The following is a 21,381-nucleotide window of genomic DNA, read 5'->3' as shown; positions in this document are numbered from 1 at the left end:
AATTCGTAAGTCATATGCTATAATAGGTAAAAGAGGTGATGGAGAATGATAAAAGTAGAATCGGATTATGCCCTTTGTCCTAAATTTGAAAAAGCTTTTTCTATTTTAGGCAAAAAGTGGAACGGCTTGATCATTGATGTCCTTCTTGAAGACGGCAAACAAAGATTTGTTGAGTTAGCAAACAAGATTCCTCAAGTGAGTGATCGGGTGTTAGTCGAACGCTTGAAAGAATTAGAGCGGGAAGAAATTGTCTGCAAAGAAAACAATCTTTACTGCTTGACGCCAAGAGGTATTGCTCTTGAAAAGAGTATGATGAGTGTGAAGCGTTGGGCAGAAACATGGGTACGTGAGGAAGAATGCAGTTGATTTCTCACCAGAAATTAGGTAAACTAACCTTAAATGAATAGTTAAAAAGCGTTGATAGAAACTAGTAATTTGGCTGAATCAGAAAAAGGGAGACTTGTCACAGACTGAAAGCAAGTCCTGCATTCGAAAAATGAATTTCACTTCTGGAGCTTGCTGATTACAGTCAGTCGGCAGTTTTGCTGTCGTTAGCCGAAGTGAGTGCGCGGTTTTTTCGCGAATGAGGATGGTAACACGAGACGTCGTTCCTTTTTTAAGGGATGATGTCTTTTTTTGTCTTTAAATGAATGATATTCCCTTTATTCAGTCAATCCAGTCTTGTTATTCTTACACTATTCACAGTATAGAAGGAGGAAACACATGTCTTTACAAGAAAAATTAGAAGCATTGAAGGAAACGACATTGCTTAAAATCAAAGAAAGTCCAACCATGAACGACTTGAATCAAATTCGAGTGGAAGTGCTTGGAAAAAAAGGACCCATCACTGAAGTTCTACGGGGGATGAAAGATCTTTCTGCGGAAGAACGGCCGAAGGTGGGGAGCTATGCCAACGAGATTCGTGATATTTTGACAGAAGCGATCGAAGAAGCCAAGACGTCTATCGAAGCAGCAAACTTGGAAAAAGCCCTCGCTGAAGAATCCATCGACGTGACGTTGCCTGGTAAAAAGATGGACCGAGGAACTCGCCATGTGCTGACACAAATCATGGAAGAAATCGAAGACATCTTTGTTGGTATGGGCTACCAAGTCGTTGAAGGCTATGAAGTGGAAAAAGATCATTACAACTTCGAGCGGATGAATCTGCCAAAAGATCATCCTGCCAGAGACATGCAGGACACCTTTTATATTTCAGAGGAAGTGTTGATTCGAACCCATACATCACCCGTTCAAGCGAGAACAATGGAGACCCATGATTTTTCAAAAGGGCCGTTACGGATGATCTCTCCCGGGAAAGTTTTCCGTCGTGATACAGATGATGCGACCCATAGCCACCAATTCCATCAAATTGAAGGATTGGTAATCGATAAAAATATTACGATGGGTGACTTAAAAGGAACCTTAGAAGTCATGATGCAAAAAATGTTTGGGGAAGATCGCCAAATTCGCTTGCGACCAAGCTATTTCCCTTTCACAGAACCATCGGTCGAAGTCGATGTCAGTTGCTTCAAGTGTGGTGGTGCCGGATGTAATGTTTGTAAACAAACTGGCTGGATCGAGATCCTTGGTGCCGGAATGGTCCATCCTAACGTCTTAGAAATGTCAGGGATTGATCCAACCCAATATTCGGGATTTGCTTTTGGTTTAGGTCCTGACCGAGTGGCAATGTTGCGCTACGGCGTGAACGACATTCGCCAATTCTATCAAAATGATGTGCGTTTTATTCGCCAGTTCAAGGGGGAACAATAAATGTTAGTATCATATAAATGGTTAAATGAATACCTTGATCTGTCTGAGATCACACCCAAAGAGCTGGCGGATAAAATGTCAGTGACGGGGATCGAAGTCGAAGGTATTGACGTGCCTGAAGAAGGTTTAAAAAAAATCGTTGTCGGAGAAGTGACCGACTGCCGACCGCATCCGGACTCTGACCATCTATCGATTTGCCAAGTAAATATTGGTGAGGATGAAGACTCACAGATCGTTTGCGGTGCGCCGAATGTCAAAAGCGGCATCAAAGTCATCGTGGCATTACCCGGCTCTCGAATCGCGGGCAACGTAAAAATAAAAAAGGGCAAGATGCGGGGAGAAGTTTCCAACGGCATGATTTGTTCGTTGCAAGAGTTGGGATATGCCGATAGCGTGATTCCCAAAGAATACGCGGAAGGAATCTATTATTTACCAGCAGAAGCAGAACCAGGATCACCGGTTTTTCCTTATCTGGATATGGATGATCACATTATCGAATTGTCGATCACTCCGAATCGTGCGGATGCGTTGAGCATGCGGGGGGTTGCTTATGAAGTCGGTGCGATCTATCGCCAAACACCGAAGTTTCCTGAAATTTCGCTTACTGAAAGTGAAGTAGCTGCTGCCGATAAAATTCAGGTGAAGGTCACTGAAGCAACAGATGCACCCGCCTACCAAATTCGAATCATTGATGGTGTAACGATCGCCCCAAGTCCACAATGGTTGCAAAATCGCTTGATGAATGAAGGTATTCGTCCAATCAACAATGTCGTGGACGTGACGAATTATATCTTACTATTATTTGGCCAACCATTGCATGCCTTTGATTATCAAAAGCTCGACAGCAAAGAAATACTTGTCCGTCGTGGTAAAGAAAATGAAAGTTTGGTGACTTTAGATGGAGAAACACGTCAGCTTTCCCCAGAAGACATCGTTATCACCAACGGAACCACGCCCGTTGCGCTCGCAGGCGTCATGGGAGGGCTTGATTCAGAAATCACGGAAAAAACGACTACAGTCGCTTTAGAAGCGGCCTTGTTCGATCCGTTAGCGATTCGTTTGACCTCAAAGAAATTCAATTTAAGAAGCGAATCCTCCGCTCGTTTTGAAAAAGGGATCAACCAAGCCACGGTTGCAAAAGCTTGTGATGCAGCAGCAGCACTGATTGCGGAACTTGCTGGTGGAACGGTCTTAAAAGGGGCAGTAATAGGTTCCCAAGTAGCAGTAGAACCTGTTGAGGTTACAATCACTTTAGCTCGAATCAATAGCTATTTAGGCACAGAAATCACTGATGAAGAAGTGCAAGAAATCTTTGATGCATTAGGCTTTGGTCATCGTCAAGAAGCAGACAGCTATATTGTTTCTGTCCCACCTCGTCGTTGGGATATTACGATCGAAGCAGATATCATTGAAGAAGTGGCGCGTATTTACGGTTATGATCGTTTGCCATCGACTTTACCGCAAGGAGAAACGGTTGCCGGTCATCTAACCAAAGCGCAACGTCTGACTAGAGAAGTTCGGACGCTATTGGAAGGCAACGGGGTCAGTGAAGCCATCAGCTATGCTTTGACAACGGAAGAGAAGGCACAACAATTTACGGATAAATCGAGCCAAGTGACTCGATTGGATTGGCCAATGACCGAAGAGCGTGCCGTCTTGCGCTTGAATCTGATTTCAGGTTTGTTAGACGACGTTGCGTACAACTTGGCACGTAAAAACAATCGTGTTGCTTTGTATGAAATTGGTCGCGTCTTTTATCAGACAGGCGACAGTAAACACGAGCTGCCAACAGAAGTCAATCACTTGGGGCTAGCTTTGACAGGAAATATCTATGAGAAAGACTGGCAAACCCAAGCTCAAAAAGTTGATTTCTTCCATTTGAAAGGCATTTTAGAAAATCTATTTGATTCGTTGGCATTAACCGACCGTATTCGTTATCAAAAAACGGCAGCTATCAAAGAGATGCATCCTGGCCGTACGGCAATGATCCTGCTAGATGACCAAGAAATCGGCTTCTTGGGACAAGTCCACCCATCGATCGCCAAAGATTATGAAGTGAGTGAAACCTATGTTGCTGAATTGAACTTAGATCAACTGTTAGCAGCGAAAACAGAACAATTGGTCTATCAACCAGTTTCTAAGTTCCCATCAGTAACGCGGGATATGGCACTCTTACTTGATGAAACGATCGATAACCAGTCCGTGATGGAGATCATTCGCGAAAGTGCCGGTCGCTTCTTAAGTGCGATTCGTTTATTCGATGTTTATCAAGGGAAAAACATCGAAGCAGGCAAAAAATCATTAGGGTACAGCCTGACCTTTAGCAATCCAGAAGCTACCCTGACGGATGAAGAGATCAATCAAGCAATAGCGAAAATTACTCGTAACTTAGAAGAAAAAGTTCAAGCAGAAATCCGTTAATAGAATATGAAGAAAAACGTTCCCCACCTTGAAAAAAATGAAGGTGGGGAACGTTTTCTACTATTATAATAGATGTTCAGATGACGCAAAAATGTTAGGAGTTGGGTTGGAGCCGTAAAGTATCTCACTATCAAAGGCAATCCAGCTTTTTTGATCTGTTCTTTTTTAGCGCTGTCAAGGTTGAGAAAATGATTCTCTAATCAGCATTTTCGAAGTTATTTTTAGGGCAATTTTCTAGGTTTTTTCGCAAGAAATCGCATCAAATCAAGTTGCCTAATGGATCGGTCTGCGGATGAAGTTTGCTCGTGAAACCTAACACAGAGTGTGCTCGTAGGTTTAGCATTAAATTTTATTCTCGATTTGTGAACAAAAAAATAAGCCGCTAAGGCTTATTTTTTTAAGCAAAGTAATTGATGCCCATTGCATTTTTGACTTCAGCTAACGTTTGGGCGGCAACTTGTTCTGCTTTTTCGCTACCAAGTTTTAATAAGTTCATCACTTCACCGGGATCTTTCGCAAAAGCTTCACGTCGTTCCCGAATCGGTGCAAATTCGGCTTCCAGAACATCGATCAAATAGCGTTTGATTTTGACATCTCCTAATCCGCCACGGGTGTAATGTTCTTTTAATTCAGTAATTTTTTCTTTTTCGGTACCAAATACATCAAGATACGTAAAGACCATATTGCCTTCGACTTGTCCGGGGTCTTCGACATGGATGTGATTTGGATCAGTGTACATGCTCATCACTTTCTTTTGTAACACATCAGCTGGATCTGCTAAATAGATACCGTTATTTAGTGACTTACTCATTTTTCCATTGCCGTCGATCCCAGCCAAACGTCCCATACCTTTTGGCGGTAAAACAGCTTTTGGTTCGACTAATACTTCACTATACGTAGAATTAAAACTATGCACGATTTCTTGTGTTTGTTCCAGCATTGGTTTTTGATCTTCACCAACGGGGACTAAGTTTGCTTTAAAAGCAGTGATATCCGCTGCTTGAGAGACTGGATAGATGAAGAAACCAGAAGGAACGCCTTCGCCAAATTTCTTTTGTTCAATTTCTGCTTTGACCGTCGGGTTGCGTCGCACGCGTGCTACACTGACTAAATTTAGGTAGTACATCGTCAATTCAGAGAGTTGAGGGATTTGCGATTGAATAAACATCGTTGTTTTTGATGGATCCAATCCAACGGCTAAATAATCCAAAGCGACTTCTAAAATATTCGCTGAGACCTTCTCAGGTGTTTTCGCATTATCTGTTAGTGCCTGCATATCAGCGACCATGATATAAAGCTGATTTTCAGGGTCAGCTTGCATTTCGACCCGTTTTTTTAAAGACCCCACATAATGGCCAAGATGCAGTTTGCCAGTTGGGCGGTCGCCAGTTAAAATCGTATTCACTTTTTTTCCACCTTTACCTTTGTTATATGGTTTATCTTACCTTTTTTTAGCAAAAGAAACAACAGGTTCTCCTTGTGATCTGTCGAGCTTAGAAAAATTTTCATGGACAAAAACCTCACATCAAAGTAAAATAGCACTTGTCTTTTCATAAATAAGGGGGGAACATTGGAAAAGCACCTTTACAAATGAAAAAAGATTGGGCTATAATATGAATCAAATCTTTCCATTTACTCATTTAATTTTAAAAATAGCTAGGAGTGTGAATCAATGGCAATGATCGAATTTAAGAACGTAGAGAAATATTACGGAAAGTTCCATGCATTAAAAAACATCAACCTTGAATTTGAAAAAGGTGAGGTCGTTGTTGTTATCGGACCTTCAGGTTCTGGTAAAAGTACAATGCTCCGTACAATTAATGGACTAGAAACCATTTCAGGTGGTCAATTGTTAGTCAACGGCAAGAACTTATTTGATAAAGATGTCAAAATGACAGAAGTTAGAAAAAACATTGGTATGGTGTTTCAACATTTTAACTTGTATCCAAACAAAACCGTGTTAGAAAACATTACGTTAGCGCCGATTAAAGTATTAAAACAAAATGAGCAAGAAGCCATCAATTTGGCGGAAAAACTACTTGATCGAGTTGGGATGTTGGATAAAAAAGATTCTTATCCGTCTATGTTATCCGGTGGACAACAGCAGCGGGTCGCAATTGCCCGAGGCCTTGCGATGAAACCAGAGATGCTGCTTTTTGATGAGCCAACTTCAGCATTGGACCCAGAAATGATTGGTGATGTACTAGATGTCATGAAAAAAATCGCCAGTGAAGGAATGTCCATGATCGTCGTTACCCATGAAATGAGCTTTGCTCGTGAAGTAGCAGATCGAATCGTCTTTATGGCAGAAGGCCAAGTGCTAGAAGATCGACGGGATGTCGATGGATTCTTTGACGCACCAAGGGACGAGCGTGCAAAACAATTCTTGAGCAAAGTCACAAATCATTAAGCGACAGGAGGAACCTATATGAAAAAGAAAATTTTTTCTTTTCTAGTTTTAGCCTTTGCCCTTGTGACTTTCTCAGGTTGTAAAGGACAAAGTGCCGCAGATATTGATATTTTAGAAAACAGCAAAGAGACGAATCAGATCGTTTGGGGCGTAAAAAACGATACCCGTCTATTTGGGTTGATGGATATCGCGACTAGAGAAGTACGTGGCTTTGATATTGATATCGCTCGTGCGATCACTGAAAAAATCTTAGGGCGTGATGGCAATGCGATTTTTGTTGAAGTTACCTCAAAAACTCGGATTCCGCTTTTGAAAAACGGCAATATCGATGCGATCATCGCAACGATGACCATCACGGAAGAGCGTAAAAAGCAAGTTGACTTTTCGGATGTTTATTTTGATGCAGGACAATCTTTATTGGTCGCAAAAGATAGTCCAATCCAAGGGATTGAAGATTTGACCGCAGACACCACTGTATTGGTCGTGAAAGGCTCTACGTCAGCTGTAAACATTCGTGAGGCTGCACCAGAAGCACAAATCCTAGAACTTGAAAATTATGCAGAAGCCTTTACTGCTTTGCAATCAGGACAAGGGGATGCTATGACTACGGATAACGCAATCCTATTAGGGATGGCGAGTGAAAATCCAAATTATCATTTAGTTGGCGAAACATTTACCGAAGAGCCTTATGGGATTGCCATCAACAAAGGTCAAAAACCATTTCTAGATGCTGTCAATCAAGCCTTGCGGGAAATGCGTGAAGATGGAACCTATGATGAGATTTACAACAAGTGGTTCCCTGAAGACGAATCAGGAAAAGTAGATTAGGAGGAAACTGAATGGTTGAATTATTTCAAACCTATACCGGTCAGTTTATTGAAGGCTTTAAATATACAGTCATGGCGAGTTTGATCGCACTGTTTTTTAGCCTTTTGATCGGAACTTTAATGGCAATTTTTCAGTTGTCAGACAATCGCTTCATCAAAGGGATCGCCAAAGCATATGTCGAGTTTTTTAGAAATATTCCCTTATTGATCATCGTGATGTTCTTTTATGTTGTTGTGCCAATGTATTGGGTCTCTTTTGACGGATTTCAAGCTGGAACGATTGGTTTAACGATCTATACATCGGCATTTATCGCCGAGACGATCCGTTCAGGGATCCAAACGGTTCCTAAAGGACAGATGGAAGCTTCCTTGTCTTCTGGCTTTACTTATAGTCAAGCGATGCGCTACATTATTTTGCCTCAAGCATTTAAAATCGTTGTGCCGCCACTAGGCAATCAATTTATTAACCTCGTCAAAAACTCCTCAATTTTAGCGATGGTCGCAGGATTAGATATCATGTATCAAGGGGATTTGATCGCAAGCGAGACCTTCAATACATTTGATACCTATATCATTGTTGGTCTTTTCTATTTGATTATCACCCTGCCATTGTCTTATTTGATGGTTTACTTGGAACGGCGTTGGGCTGTCCGCTCATAGAAAGGAGCTAAAGAACTATGGATTTTTTTGAAGCTTTTTCAGCGATTAACATTCGCTTTTTGATCGATGGCTTACGTGTTACGGTTGAAGTGTCGATCCTCTCGATCTTATTTAGCTTTATTATTGGAGGAATCGCCGGTATTTTACGCTTCAGCTCGATTCCGGTCTTTTCTAAAGTATTAGGTGTCGTAATTGATGTTATTCGTAACTTGCCTTTGCTCTTGATCATTTTCTTCACTTATTTTGCCTTGCCACAGATTGGCATCCGCTTTAACATTTTTTGGTCAGCGGTGGTGGCGTTGACGATTTTTGAATCAGCGATGCTTTCTGAGATCTTTCGAGCGGGTTTGAATTCTGTGCCAAAAGGTCAGATGGAAGCTGGTTTATCAACGGGATTAAATTATGTTGAAGTATTGCGCAGTATCGTCGTGCCACAAGCATTTAAAGCGATGTTGCCAGCGATCGTCAGTCAGTTGATCTCTTTGATCAAGGATACATCACTAGCCGTGATCATTTCTTTACCAGAGTTGACCCATCATGCCCGGATCATTTATGGTCAAAACACAAACTATGTTTTGCCAATGTTTTTGGCAATGACTGTTTTATACTTTTTGGTTTGTTATGCACTGTCATTACTTTCAGGTTTTTTGGAAAAACGTCAGTACGATTACTAAAAATGAACAATCGACAAAAATCCCCGCGATCGGTCTTTCAACCATACAAGTGCAACTTGCTGGTTGTGAGCCAATGGTTGGGGCTTTTTTTATACCGATTCGTATTTTTTTGGGGAAGCTTTCTTTAGCAAACGAAAGGAATACTTGAAAAATAGACAAAAAAAGTCCAAAATGAATAAGAGAGAAAAATGCATCAAACTCTTTCTTTCATGTAAAGGATGGAAACTATGACAAACAACAGACCAATTGGCTTTATCGATTCTGGTGTTGGTGGGTTGACGGTCGTCAAAGAGGCAATCAAACAACTGCCCAACGAATCGATTCTTTATCTAGGCGATACTGCCAGATGCCCTTATGGCCCAAGACCTGCTGAGCAAGTCATCGAGTATACGTGGCAAATGACCCGTTTTTTATTGGAAAAAAACATTAAAATGTTGGTGATCGCCTGTAACACAGCAACAGCGGTCGCTCTTGAAGAAATCAAAGAACAACTGGATATTCCAGTGATCGGCGTGATACTGCCTGGCAGTCGAGCAGCGGTCAAAGCAAGCAAAAATCAACGAATCGGTGTTATTGGGACAAACGGAACGATTAAAAGCGACTCGTACAAGCGCGCCCTTCATGGGAAAGCCCCCCATGCGTCAGTCGTCAGTTTGGCTTGCCCAAAGTTTGTACCGATTGTAGAAAGCAAACAATACCATAGCTCGGTCGCCAAGAAAATTGTGGCAGAAACGTTACGCCCCTTGAAAAACAAGCGGTTAGATACGGTGATTCTGGGCTGTACCCATTATCCTTTATTGCGTCCTTTGATCCAAAATGAATTGGGGGCCCATATCCAGCTCATTGATTCAGGCGCAGAAACGGTGGGGGAAGTCAGTACCTTGTTGGACTATTTCGCCATTGCAGCAACGAGCCAGGACGATCCGCACCCGCAGCATGCATTTTTTACTACTGGTTCACCAAAAATATTTGATGAGATCGCCAATGATTGGCTTGATTTAGACACGATCTCATCGGTTCACACTGATTTAGGAGGCTTTTAAATGCGACATGATGGCAGAAAAGAAACAATGTTAAGACCAGTTAAAATTCAAACCAACGTCTACAAACACCCTGAAGGATCGGTTGTGATCTCTTTTGGTGACACAACCGTGATCTGTTCGGCAACGATTGAAGATCGGGTCCCTCCGTTTTTACGAGATACGGGAAAAGGCTGGGTCACAGCCGAATACAGTATGCTCCCACGAGCGACCAACACTCGTAATCGTCGAGAAAGTGCCAAAGGCAAGCTTTCTGGTCGTACAATGGAAATCCAACGGCTGATCGCTCGTTCCTTGCGAGCTGTGGTCGATTTAGAAAAGCTAGGGGAACGCAGTATTGTGGTCGATTGTGATGTCGTTCAAGCAGATGGTGGTACCCGAACAGCTAGTATTACCGGCGCATTTGTTGCGTTGCGTTTAGCTATCGATACATTGTTGCGTGACAAAGCATTGACGGAAGACCCGATCAAGGAGCATTTGGCAGCCATCAGCGTTGGAATCTTACCAGATGGCACCTGTGTGACTGATCTCGATTATCAAGAAGATTCTTCAGCTGCTGTCGACATGAATTTGGTGATGACAGAATCCGGTCGATTTGTCGAATTGCAAGGAACTGGGGAAGAAGCGACCTTTGATGGTCAGCAGTTGAATGAGATGCTGATCTACGGAAAAACAGCTATCGAAGAATTGATTGCCTATCAAAAAGAGGCACTGTTTTTACCAGATGAACCCCCTTATGAGATTCCCGAAAAAACGATCGTCATTGCCACAGGCAATCCAGGAAAAGCCAAGGAATTTAAAGCCGTCTTTGGGGCAGCAGGGTACGATGTCCGCACCTTGAAAGATTATCCTTCCTTGCCGGATGTTGAAGAAACCGGCACCACCTTCGAAGAAAATGCCCGCCTTAAAGCGGAAACTATCGCCAGAATTTTGGGAAGACCGGTGTTGGCTGATGACTCAGGACTGAGAGTCGATGCATTAGGGGGACGCCCAGGTGTGTACTCTGCTCGATTTGCCGGTGAGCAAAAAAGTGATGCTGCCAATAATGCAAAATTGCTTTATGAATTGACGGATGTCGAAGATGACAAACGCAGTGCTCAATTTCACTGTACGTTAGTTTTCGCAGCACCAGGAAAAGATAGCTTGGTGGTTGAAGCCCAATGGCCTGGGAGAATCGGCCGTATCCCTCGTGGAGAAAATGGGTTCGGTTACGATCCATTGTTTATTCCTGATGGTTCAGAGCGAAGCGCAGCCCAAATGAGTCAAGAAGAAAAGAACCGAGTGAGCCACCGTGGTCAAGCAATCAAAAAACTCCAAGAACAGTGGCAGGAGTGGCTAGAAGGAGAAAATGTATGAAATATTTAGTTGTCAGTGACAATCATTCAGATCGTGAGATTCTTGTCGATCTTAAAAATGAATTCGAAAATCAAGTCGATTTATTCCTGCATTGTGGAGACTCTGAACTGCCTGATACAGATCCTTTATGGGAAACATTCCAAGTCGTTTGCGGCAATTGCGATTACGGTGGTGGTTTTCCCAATGAGCGTATCGTTAAAACGCCGCTGGATACCATCTATATGACCCATGGCCATTTGGCGGATGTTCGTTTTGGCGTAACCAAATTAGGATTAAAAGCGCAACAAGCAGATGCCTCGATCGCTTTGTTTGGTCACACGCATCAAATTGCTTGTGAGAAAGTCGGGAATCGACTTTTCTTGAATCCTGGCAGTATTTCCCAACCGCGAGGGCAAATTCAAATCAAAAGCTTTGCGATTATTGAAAGTACGCCAGAACAATGGGCAATCCAATACTATGATCGTTCCTTTCGTAAAGTCCCAGAGCTAGCTTTCGTTTTCACACGTTAAGTAAGCGGAATCAAAAAGTAAAAATTTCATTATAATTTTACAGGTTTCTACTTTCTATTCTCATTTTCAAGTAAAATAGAAGAGTAGCTGTGAAATGGAGGCAATTAGATTGATAGGACAGACCGTAGAAAAAATATTACTCGAGAATCAAGAAAATTTCTTGGTGCCTGCAGAGAATGTGGCATCGGTATTTTATAACCACCCTTTGAGTCACGCATTGCTTGTTTTATCAAAAGTGGGCTATTCAAAGATCCCTGTTCTAGATAGTGAGGACCATTTAGTCGGCTTAATCAGCCTCTCAAACATCGTGGAACGAATGATGGATCTCACTGGCTTCAGTATGGAAAATATTGAAGGGCTGACTGTGGCAGACGTCATGGAAGTCAACGTGAATTGCATCAAGGAAAACGATGAGTTGGAAAGTATGCTGCATCTTTTAGTAGATCAAGCATTCTTGCCGATCGTTGATGATGACAATGTCTTTGTAGGGATCATCACCCGCAAAGAGATTTTAAAATCCGTCAATCATTTGGCGCATGAAATCGAAAGACGCTATTTGCTGATTTCGAAAGAAGATGCCCCAAAGATGACAGATGAACTGCATGTGGTATAGAAAAAAGGTTATCCCAGTTTCGGGATAACCTTTTTTAAATACCGACGATGGGCGCATTAGGGATCGTATAGCCTTTGGCTGTCAAAGCATCGATCGATGCTGCTAAAAATTCCTCTTTGATTTTCCATTGTGTACCGTTGGTCACATACATGGTGGTTCGAATCGCAAAGTTGTTGTTCCCTAGATCCACCAGACCGAATACCGTAGGGGCCGTTTGAATCTCTTCTTCATGCTGCTGAGCGATCTGTTCATTGACTTCTTCAATGATGGCACGTATTTCATCTAGGCCTTCAGATGGTAAGATACGTACGTCGACAACGACTTGCATATTGGCTCTTGATGTATTACTGATGGTAGTGATGTTACGATTTGGGATATAATGAACGGTTCCATCAACGGATTTTAATTGGACCGTTCGAATCCCGACTGCTGTCACCGTACCTTCAAGCGTCAGATTGGTCAAGCGGACGTAATCACCAACGTTGATTTGTTGCTCGGTAATAATGAAGAAGCCAGTAATCAAGTCATTCATAAAGCCTTGGGCACCTAAACCAAGTGCGACCCCGACGACTCCGGCACCGGCTAGTAACGAGCCTACAGGTACGCCGATGGTGGAAAGGAGTGCATAGACAAAAAAGAAGCCTAATGTGTAATGAACCGTATTGCGGATCAGGGTATGGATTGTGTTGATTCGACTCACATTGAAACTGGCTTTTTTTTCATAGGAACGATAGATTCGATCGATGATCATATTGCTTATTTTCAATAAAATACCAAATAGGATAAATAAAAAAAGCAACATCAATGCTTTTTGGATCAGTAAGCCAATGATCGATTCCCAGTCGATGGACGCCCACCATTTTTGTAATGCATTAAGTTGAGCAGCCGCTGGCTCGGTAATGCTGGAACCACTTGAATCGGTCGTGCTAGCTGCAAGTAGCAGTTGTTTCATAAAATCCCTCCAAGTCTTACTGCATCTATTTTAACCAAGATAAAATAGAAATGCAAAGGAGGTTTTCTGAAATATCTGTTTTTTTCAGAAAAAGCCTGCTCAGCCAACGGAGAGGCAAATAGCAGACTTTTCTATGACAATTATTGATTAAGATAAATGAACGCCTTTATCAACAAAAATCACTTCGCCGATAATCCCGCTTGATAATGGACTGATCAAGAAGGCACAAGTATTACCTACTTCTTCAATCGTCACACCAATATGATCAGGTGTTCGATCCTCTGACAATTGGATCAGTTTTTGATAGTCTTTTACACCAGTTACTGCCAGCGTCTTGATGGCACCAGCTGAAATCGCATTAACACGGATTTTTTGCGGTGAAAGTTCGGCAGCTAAATAGCGGACGCTTGATTCTAAAGCGGCTTTTGCAATCCCCATCATATTGTAGTTCGGTACTGCCCGTTCGGCACCTAAGTATGAAAGGGTAACGATTCCAGCATTTTCAGCTAAGATTGGTTTGGCATATTTGGTGACTGCAATCAATGAGTAACTGCTGATATCTTGCGCTAAAGCATAACCGTCACGAGAAATATTTAAAATATCGCCCGATAGATCTTCTTTATTAGCATAAGCAACGGCATGGACCACACCGTGGATCTCTCCAGCATATTCTTTGATCGTTTCAAAGGCGGCAGCAATGCTTTCGTCGTTGGCGACGTCACATTCCACTACAAATTCATCAGATTCCAATAAGCGTTCTAAAGGCTTTTTCATGCGGTCGTTTTGATATGTGTAGATCACTTCGGCTCCTTGGGATTTTAGTGCTTGTGCACAGCCCCAAGCAATACTGCGTTTGTTAGCAACGCCCATGACGACAACTTTTTTACCGGTTAAAAAACTCATAATTCCACTCCTTAATAAATTCAACAATAAAATACGTATAATGACAAATAGTAAATCAAACTATCTTGATTTCTAATTATTAAGCATAATTGTTTGATTGTCAAACTATTTTTTTCTTAATAAATATTTAGTTGCGAATTTCCTTGAACTATGATACTTTGATAATCAAACTATAATAAATTCTTAAGCAAGGAAGGGACACCATGAAAAAACTATTGACTGAAACGGAAGTCATGGATTTGATTCCAAATCGCTACCCAATTATTTATATTGATTATGTTGATGAAATCGAATCTGGTAAAAAAATTATCGCAACGAAGAATGTCACCATCAACGAAGATTTTTTTCAAGGGCATTTTCCGGGAAATCCAGTGATGCCAGGTGCCTTGATTTTAGAAACATTGGCACAAGCAGGATCGATCTTAATATTGAAATCTGAGGAATTCCAAGGGAGAACGGCGTATATCGGCGGCATCAATAAAGCAAAATTCCGTCAAAAAGTTGTTCCGGGAGATACCATGAAACTTGTTTTTGAAATCACCAAAATCAAAGGCTCTGTAGGAACTGCTGATGCAGTAGCGACAGTGGATGGCAAAAAAGCTGCGGAGTGCGAATTTACCTTTATCGTAGGCGACCAAAAATAAAAGAAAACCGCTGGAGCATCCGATAATCGGGGCTTTCAGCGGTTTTTTATTTATTCTTTGGCTTCTTGTAAGACCTTGATCGTTTCGATCTTCACAGGCTCAACCGGTTGAGAATTCTCACCATTGCCAGAGTCTTGGGTTTCTGCTTGCGCAATTTTATCGACGACATCCATGCCTTCGATCACTTGACCAAAGACGGTATATTTACCGTCCAAAGCCGGCGTGCCACCATTTTTATAGGCTTCGATGATTTTTTCGGGATAGTGTTGGATCGCTAGACCGTCAGAAACATCTTGATCATTTTGAACGATGTAGAATTGACTGCCTTGGCTATTTGGTGCACTTGATTTTGCCATTGCAAATGCGCCTCGCAAGTGGTAGAGCTGGTTTGAGTATTCTTCGCCGAATCCTTCACCCCAGATACTTTCTCCACCAGTGCCATCACCATTAGGGTCGCCCCCTTGGATCATAAACTCTTCTACGACACGATGAAAAGTCAAGCCGTCATAATAACCATCTTTGGCATGGGTCAAAAAGTTTTCGACGGCTTTGGGCGCGATCTCTGGGAAAAGTTTGATTTTGATCGAGCCTTCTTCCGTCACCATTTCAACTAAAGCTTCATTCTCTTGCACATCCGTTGATAATTGCGGCAATTCAAGGGCATTCAAGTCAACGGATTCTGAGGTCGACGTGCTTTCTGCCGAGTTGTTTGATGAGGAACCAGTGGTACTTGAACCTGTACAAGCAGCTAATAATAAAAGGCTAGCAGCTGCTGTCAGTGTGAATAGGATTTTTTTCATTCTTTCATTCCTTCCAGTTTTCTTAATGCTAATCATAACAAAAAAAAGATGTAGAAGAAAGCGCAGATTTTGTGGAATGAGAAAGAAACAGATGGAAAGGTGTAGACCACTTTTTAGATGTTTGCTATAATGAAAGAGGATTCATTATAATAAACGGATAGAATGTACAGGAGGTTTTTTTGATGGGAAAATTAGGGATATCGATTTATCCAGAGCGCTCAACGTTTGAAAAGGACAAAGCGTATCTAGACTTGGCACACAAATACGGCTTTAAACGGGTATTTACCAGTTTGCTGCAAATCAACGATGACAAAGAAAAAGTCTTGGCAGACTTTAAACAAGTCGTGGATTATGCCAATCAGTTAGGAATGGAAGTCATGGTAGATATCAATCCTGGTTTATTTGAACAGCTAGGCATTTCTTATGATGATTTATCCTTCTTTGATGAGATGGGGGCTTACGGTGTTCGATTAGATATCGGTTTTACGGGTTCAGAAGAAGCCAAAATGACCCGCAATCCTTACGGGATCAAAATTGAGATCAATATGAGCAGTGGCACGAGCTACGTGGATAACATCATGAGTTATTCACCAAACACCGAAAATTTACTAGGTTCGCATAATTTCTACCCTCATCGCTATTCAGGGTTAGGCTATGACCATTTCGTTTTTTGTTCGGAAAAATTCCGCAAGTACAATTTAAATACGATGGCTTTTGTGAATTCACACGAGGCTGATTTCGGTCCTTGGCCAACACAAGATGGCTTATGTTCTTTAGAAGACCATCGTGATCTGCCGTTAGCTACACAAGTCAAACATTTAGTGTTGACTGGTTTGATCGATGATATCTCTATTGGAAATGCCTATGCTTCAGAAGCAGAATTGGCGGCAATGGCTGAAGCATTTCACGCGGATTATCCGACATTAAGAGTTGATGTGGTTGATGGAATCACTGAAGATGAACGCATCTGTTTGTTTGATAATCTGCATAGTTACCGAGGAGATCGTTCAGAATACATCTTGCGTTCAACGATGACCCGGATCTATTATAAAGACAAAGAATTTCCACCCCATGATACCCATGATATGGTAAGAGGAGATGTCTTGATCGATAATGCTGGCTATGGACAATACAAAGGGGAGACGCAAATCGCCCTGAAAGAAATGAAAAATGACGGCCGGGTCAATGTCGTTGGGAAAATCGCTGAAGAAGAGCTTTTCTTATTAGAATTTTTGAAACCTTGGTCAAGTTTTAAATTGGTCGAAAACAACTAGCCATTACGAGGAATCAACCATTGTCAACACCTATTGTTGGCAATGGTTTTTCTTTTTGGGCGCTTGCGATTGACAAACACGAGTAAAAAACGGTAATTTATGTAGTGGGTTCTTTCCATGAGGAATATTGAAACCATAATAATGTTATGTAAACTATATACTTAAGAGGACGTGACAAGTGTGAAATTGCGCTGGAAAATTGCCATCGGAGTAGCTGTATTAGCGATTGCGGGATTAGGATATGCTGGAAACTATTTTTACGACTATGCGGTAGTTCCTTCAGAAAAAGATTTCTTGGAAGGAGATACCCCGGGTACTGATGAAAATCAGACGGGAAGCGAAGCGCAAAATTGGTTTACAGATGCAGCAAATCGTGAGATGTGGCAGCTGACTGCTGAAGATGATTTAAAATTATCCGCCATTTATCTACCGGCGGAGGAGAAGAATCAAGGAAAAACGGCGATCATCGCGCATGGCTACATGGGGAATGCAGAAACGATGGCGGACTACGCCAAGATGTATCATGATTTAGGTTATAATGTGTTGGTTCCAGACGCTCGAGGGCATGGACAAAGCGAAGGGGATTATATTGGTTTTGGTTGGCACGAACGTAAAGACTACTTGCAATGGATCGATGAAATACTTGCAAAAAATGGTTCTGAAGAGACGATCACTTTGTATGGCATCAGTATGGGTGCGGCCACAGTGATGATGACCAGCGGAGAAGACTTACCAAAAAATGTCACTTCTATCATTGAAGATTGTGGGTATACCAACGTCAATGAAGAACTAGGCTATCAACTCGATCAATTGTTTGGGTTGCCCCCATTTCCATTGATGAATGTCACTAGCCTTGTCACAAAAATCCGAGCGGGGTATTTCTTTGGTGAAGCAGATGCAGTCAAACAACTGCAAAAAAATACGCGTCCAATCTTTTTTATTCATGGCGATGCGGATACATTTGTTCCTTATGCGATGCTAGATATTTTGTATAACGCGACCGATGCGCCTAAAGAAAAATGGGTCGTTTCAGGAGCCGAGCATGCGAAAAGCTACAAAACTGATCCAGCGCTTTACAAAGAAAAAATCGCGGCTTTCTTGGAAAAATACGATCATCCAGCAAGTGAATAAAAAAAGTGCCGGTTCTTTTTTCAGAACCGGCACTTTTTGCCTACTCATTGACTTACAAACGAGCAAATTCTTCGAGTAAACGAATCATCTGGCAAGTAAAGCCATATTCATTATCATACCAAGCGACGGTTTTCACCAATTGGAAATCGCCAGCAGTGGTCACTTCTGTTTGCGTCGGGTCAAAGATAGAACCTTGAGTGGTACCAATGACATCACCCGAGACGATCTCACGGTCATCGTAACCGAATGACGGATTATCGACGGTGTGTTTTCTGATGGCTTCATTGACTTCATCAGCGGTTACTTTGGTTTTCAAAATTGAGACTAATTCTGTTAAAGAACCATCGACGACCGGAACCCGTTGGGCGTGGCCTTGTAATTTGCCATTTAATTCTGGGATAACCAAACCGATTGCTTTGGCGGCACCCGTTGAGTGAGGGATCGTGTTGTCTGCAGCGGACCGAGCGGCTCTTAAGTTTCCGCCTTTTACAGGACCATCCAATAGCATTTGAGTAGAAGTATACGCATGAACTGTCGTCATCGTACCAACTTCGATCCCAAATTCTTCATTCAAAAAGTAGGCCATCGGAGCTAGACAGTTGGTCGTACAAGAGCCTGCGGATATGATAGTATCATCTGGTGTTAACGTGTCGGAGTTAACATTGTATACGATCGTTTTCATATTGCCGGCGGGAGCGGAAATGACCACTCGTTTGACACCTGCATCAAGATGGGCCTGTGCTTTTTCTGCGGAAGTGTAAAAACCCGTACATTCTAAAACGATATCGACGCCATTTTCTTTTGCCCAAGGAATTTTACTTGCGTCTGGTTCGGCATACACTCTGGTTTCTTTGCCATCGACAACGATAGCATTATCCGTTGCGGTTACAGTGCCAGGGTAAGTGCCATGGGTCGAGTCAAATTGCAATAGATGTGCTAACATGACGGGGCTTGTTAAATCATTGATTGCCACAACTTCAATATCGGCAGAAACTTCTTTGATCCTACGAAAAGCCAAACGTCCAATTCGTCCAAAACCATTGATTCCAACTTTTACTGTCATTTCTTGTTTCCTCCTTTGATTGTGTCTGGTACACTTAAAAGTTTGCTACGATTTGATGTGACTGTCAAAGAATAACCCTTAAGAATTCACGATTTCTTACGGAAACCCATGAGAAAAGATAGACAAAAGGCGTTTCGGTCGTTACAATAAAATAGACTTTCTTATTAGAGAAATAGTAACCACTAAGGTGAGATAACTGATAATCAAATAAGTATAGAAGGTAGTAAAAAAAGAATGGAGGACAAATAATGTCCATGTTTTTAGATCAAGTGACAATCGATGTCAAAGCAGGAAAAGGCGGCGACGGAATGGTTGCTTTTCGCCGAGAGAAATATGTCCCAGACGGCGGACCCGCAGGTGGTGACGGCGGACGTGGTGGTGATGTCATTTTAGTCGTAGACGAAGGTTTGCGTACATTAATGGATTTCCGCTTTAATCGTCATTTTAAAGCACAACCCGGGGAAAACGGCATGAGTAAAGGAATGCACGGCCGTGGCTCAGATGATACTTACATCAAAGTGCCCCAAGGTACCACCGTTCGTGATGCTGAAACAGGAGCCTTATTAGGGGATTTGATTGAGCAAGGTCAAACATTAGTGATCGCAAAAGGCGGGCGGGGCGGCCGCGGGAACATTCGGTTTGCCTCTCCGAAAAACCCAGCACCAGAATTAGCTGAGAACGGGGAACCCGGTCAAGAAAGAAAAATCGAGCTCGAATTAAAAGTCTTAGCAGATGTTGGTTTAGTTGGTTTCCCTTCGGTTGGGAAGTCCACATTACTCTCTGTGATTTCCTCTGCTCGGCCAAAAATCGGCGCGTATCATTTTACAACACTGGTGCCAAATTTAGGCATGGTAACGACCACTGATGGTCGTAGTTTTGCAGTTGCCGATCTGCCGGGATTGATCGAAGGTGCTTCGCAAGGTGTTGGTTTAGGGACTCAGTTTTTACGTCATATCGAACGGACGCGGGTCATCTTACATGTGATCGATATGAGTGGCATGGAAGGGCGCGATCCATACGAGGACTATTTGTCCATTAACAATGAATTGTCGACCCATAACTTGCGCTTACTAGAGCGCCCACAGATCATCGTTGCCAATAAGATGGATATGCCGGATGCTGAAGAAAACTTAGCCCTTTTCAAAGAGCAGCTGGCAAAAGAAAAAACGGATGAGTTCGCGGATGAACCAATGATTTTCCCAATCTCTGGTGTCACTCGTAAGGGAATCGATGCCTTGCTGAATGCGACAGCGGATTTATTGGAAGTCACTCCTGAGTTCCTCTTGTACGATGAAGAAATCGAAGAAGATGTGGTTCATTACGGCTTCCAATCGGATGAGCCGGAGTTTTCAATCGATCGCGATCCTGATGCAACTTGGATCTTGAGCGGTGAGAAAATCGAAAAACTATTCCAAATGACGAACTTTGATCACGATGAGACCGTGATGCGCTTTGCACGTCAATTGCGTGGATTGGGTGTTGATGAAGCATTGCGTGCGCGAGGTGCCAAAGACGGCGACATCGTGCGTATCGGTAATTTTGAATTCGAGTTTGTCGAATAAGCGTTTAAAAGAACATCATTTGTAAAAAAAAATCCTTCATAGTTGAAGTGGTTATGACTGTTGATCATTGATTTTCTCTAAGAAATCAATGATCAACAGTCTTTTTGGTTTCTTTTTTCATTTAAATGATTTACTGTTAAAATAAAGAAAAGAACAAATCAACCAAAGGGAGCGATTTTTATGTCAAAACGAGTCATTGTAATGAACTTTGATGCTAGTGCCAAAGCGTATCAAGCCTTTTCTGAAGTGAAACGGATGCATATGGAACGTAAGATTAAAGGAGAACAAATGGCGGTCCTTACCCACACCAATGAAGGTGTGCATCAATTTAAAGTCGAGGACTTTCTTGATTTTACTGGGAACAATAAGACATCAACGGGTGGTTTGATCGGGATGCTCGTTGGTGTGTTAGGCGGACCTTTAGGAATCATGCTGGGCTGGTTTGGCGGCAGTATGATCGGTGCTACTCGTGATGCAAAAGAGATCCAAAATGCGCAAATGCTTTTTGAACACGTCGGAAATCAAATTGGTGTAGGTGATACCGGGTTATTATTGATCGCCGATGAAGAAGACAATCGTCCTTTGAATCAATTGATCATGAATGAATTGGGCGGCGATATCACGCGCTTTGACTACGATGAAGTGGAAGCAGAGATTGAAACAGCTAAGAAAGTCGAAGAATCCACCAAAGCACGGGTTCAAGAGGACTGGAAAAACTCTCATAATGACGCAGAAGATCGCCAATCTGAGAAATAAAAACCGCAAGCTTCAA

Annotated in this window: 21 protein-coding genes; 16 read left to right on the top strand and 5 right to left on the bottom strand. The window is 42.3% G+C overall.

The window, feature by feature from the left end:
- The first annotated feature begins 45 nt into the window (after positions 1-45).
- From A5870_RS08770 to pheT, 3 genes are all read left to right on the top strand, one after another.
- Positions 46-366, top strand: a complete 321-nt coding sequence (locus tag A5870_RS08770; RefSeq protein ID WP_005226192.1) for a winged helix-turn-helix transcriptional regulator — start codon at positions 46-48, stop codon at positions 364-366.
- Positions 367-723: 357 nt separating this feature from the next.
- Positions 724-1,770 carry a phenylalanine--tRNA ligase subunit alpha gene (pheS, locus tag A5870_RS08765; protein WP_005236117.1) on the top strand — a complete coding sequence of 349 codons (1,047 nt, stop codon included), beginning with the start codon at positions 724-726 and terminating at the stop codon, positions 1,768-1,770.
- The gene (pheT, locus tag A5870_RS08760; RefSeq protein ID WP_081118704.1) at positions 1,771-4,191 is read left to right on the top strand and encodes a phenylalanine--tRNA ligase subunit beta; all 2,421 of its coding nucleotides are present in this window, start codon (positions 1,771-1,773) and stop codon (positions 4,189-4,191) included.
- 397 nt (positions 4,192-4,588) lie between these two features.
- Here the strand turns inward: pheT and trpS are convergent, their stop codons facing one another.
- On the bottom strand, positions 4,589-5,596 hold the full coding sequence (trpS, locus tag A5870_RS08755; RefSeq protein ID WP_081118703.1) for a tryptophan--tRNA ligase: 1,008 nt from the start codon (positions 5,594-5,596) through the stop codon (positions 4,589-4,591).
- A gap of 267 nt (positions 5,597-5,863) precedes the next feature.
- On the opposite strand from trpS, the gene A5870_RS08750 reads away from it, so the two are divergent.
- The 8 genes from A5870_RS08750 (at position 5,864) to cbpB (ending at position 12,280) form a co-directional block, all read left to right on the top strand.
- Positions 5,864-6,601 carry an amino acid ABC transporter ATP-binding protein gene (locus A5870_RS08750; RefSeq protein ID WP_077453439.1) on the top strand — a complete coding sequence of 246 codons (738 nt, stop codon included), beginning with the start codon at positions 5,864-5,866 and terminating at the stop codon, positions 6,599-6,601.
- Positions 6,602-6,619: 18 nt separating this feature from the next.
- Positions 6,620-7,429 (top strand): transporter substrate-binding domain-containing protein, encoded by an 810-nt coding sequence (locus A5870_RS08745; RefSeq protein ID WP_077453438.1) that lies wholly within the window; start codon positions 6,620-6,622, stop codon positions 7,427-7,429.
- Between the two features lie 11 nt (positions 7,430-7,440).
- The gene (locus tag A5870_RS08740; RefSeq protein WP_077453437.1) at positions 7,441-8,088 is read left to right on the top strand and encodes an amino acid ABC transporter permease; all 648 of its coding nucleotides are present in this window, start codon (positions 7,441-7,443) and stop codon (positions 8,086-8,088) included.
- A gap of 17 nt (positions 8,089-8,105) precedes the next feature.
- Positions 8,106-8,762, top strand: a complete 657-nt coding sequence (locus A5870_RS08735; protein WP_086292424.1) for an amino acid ABC transporter permease — start codon at positions 8,106-8,108, stop codon at positions 8,760-8,762.
- 227 nt (positions 8,763-8,989) lie between these two features.
- Positions 8,990-9,805, top strand: a complete 816-nt coding sequence (racE, locus tag A5870_RS08730; protein ID WP_081118702.1) for a glutamate racemase — start codon at positions 8,990-8,992, stop codon at positions 9,803-9,805.
- On the top strand, positions 9,806-11,158 hold the full coding sequence (rph, locus tag A5870_RS08725) for a ribonuclease PH (RefSeq protein ID WP_086292423.1): 1,353 nt from the start codon (positions 9,806-9,808) through the stop codon (positions 11,156-11,158).
- The gene (locus A5870_RS08720; RefSeq protein WP_086292422.1) at positions 11,155-11,667 is read left to right on the top strand and encodes a metallophosphoesterase; all 513 of its coding nucleotides are present in this window, start codon (positions 11,155-11,157) and stop codon (positions 11,665-11,667) included. Before rph ends, A5870_RS08720 begins: the two co-directional genes overlap by 4 nt.
- A gap of 109 nt (positions 11,668-11,776) precedes the next feature.
- On the top strand, positions 11,777-12,280 hold the full coding sequence (cbpB, locus tag A5870_RS08715) for a cyclic-di-AMP-binding protein CbpB (protein WP_005226181.1): 504 nt from the start codon (positions 11,777-11,779) through the stop codon (positions 12,278-12,280).
- A gap of 34 nt (positions 12,281-12,314) precedes the next feature.
- Here the strand turns inward: cbpB and A5870_RS08710 are convergent, their stop codons facing one another.
- Positions 12,315-13,232, bottom strand: coding sequence for a mechanosensitive ion channel family protein (locus A5870_RS08710; protein ID WP_086292421.1), 918 nt, complete (start codon positions 13,230-13,232; stop codon positions 12,315-12,317).
- Positions 13,233-13,379: 147 nt separating this feature from the next.
- Positions 13,380-14,135, bottom strand: coding sequence for an enoyl-ACP reductase FabI (gene fabI / locus A5870_RS08705; RefSeq protein WP_077453431.1), 756 nt, complete (start codon positions 14,133-14,135; stop codon positions 13,380-13,382).
- 203 nt (positions 14,136-14,338) lie between these two features.
- Between fabI and fabZ the strand changes: the two genes are divergently transcribed.
- Positions 14,339-14,779 carry a 3-hydroxyacyl-ACP dehydratase FabZ gene (fabZ, locus tag A5870_RS08700; protein WP_005226178.1) on the top strand — a complete coding sequence of 147 codons (441 nt, stop codon included), beginning with the start codon at positions 14,339-14,341 and terminating at the stop codon, positions 14,777-14,779.
- A 50-nt stretch (positions 14,780-14,829) separates the two neighbouring features.
- On the opposite strand, the gene A5870_RS08695 is transcribed toward fabZ, so the two are convergent.
- Positions 14,830-15,579 (bottom strand): peptidylprolyl isomerase, encoded by a 750-nt coding sequence (locus A5870_RS08695; protein ID WP_086292420.1) that lies wholly within the window; start codon positions 15,577-15,579, stop codon positions 14,830-14,832.
- 182 nt (positions 15,580-15,761) lie between these two features.
- Between A5870_RS08695 and A5870_RS08690 the strand changes: the two genes are divergently transcribed.
- Positions 15,762-16,853: a DUF871 domain-containing protein gene (locus A5870_RS08690; RefSeq protein ID WP_086292419.1), complete on the top strand. Its 1,092-nt coding sequence runs from the start codon at positions 15,762-15,764 to the stop codon at positions 16,851-16,853.
- 180 nt (positions 16,854-17,033) lie between these two features.
- The gene (locus tag A5870_RS08685) at positions 17,034-17,984 is read left to right on the top strand and encodes an alpha/beta hydrolase (RefSeq protein WP_086292418.1); all 951 of its coding nucleotides are present in this window, start codon (positions 17,034-17,036) and stop codon (positions 17,982-17,984) included.
- Between the two features lie 52 nt (positions 17,985-18,036).
- Here the strand turns inward: A5870_RS08685 and gap are convergent, their stop codons facing one another.
- Positions 18,037-19,047 carry a type I glyceraldehyde-3-phosphate dehydrogenase gene (gene gap, locus A5870_RS08680; protein ID WP_061054148.1) on the bottom strand — a complete coding sequence of 337 codons (1,011 nt, stop codon included), beginning with the start codon at positions 19,045-19,047 and terminating at the stop codon, positions 18,037-18,039.
- Between the two features lie 248 nt (positions 19,048-19,295).
- Between gap and obgE the strand changes: the two genes are divergently transcribed.
- Together obgE and A5870_RS08670 are read left to right on the top strand one after the other, a co-directional pair.
- Positions 19,296-20,609, top strand: coding sequence for a GTPase ObgE (gene obgE, locus A5870_RS08675; protein WP_077453427.1), 1,314 nt, complete (start codon positions 19,296-19,298; stop codon positions 20,607-20,609).
- A 180-nt stretch (positions 20,610-20,789) separates the two neighbouring features.
- Complete coding sequence (locus tag A5870_RS08670; protein ID WP_010748409.1) at positions 20,790-21,365, top strand: DUF456 domain-containing protein; 576 nt, start codon at positions 20,790-20,792, stop codon at positions 21,363-21,365.
- The last annotated feature ends 16 nt before the right edge of the window (positions 21,366-21,381 follow it).

The organism is Enterococcus sp. 2G9_DIV0600 (assembly GCF_002140615.1).
Classification (GTDB): domain Bacteria; phylum Bacillota; class Bacilli; order Lactobacillales; family Enterococcaceae; genus Enterococcus_D; species Enterococcus_D innesii.
Note: the sequence above shows the minus strand (reverse complement) of the source record. Positions and strands in the feature narration are given on the sequence as shown.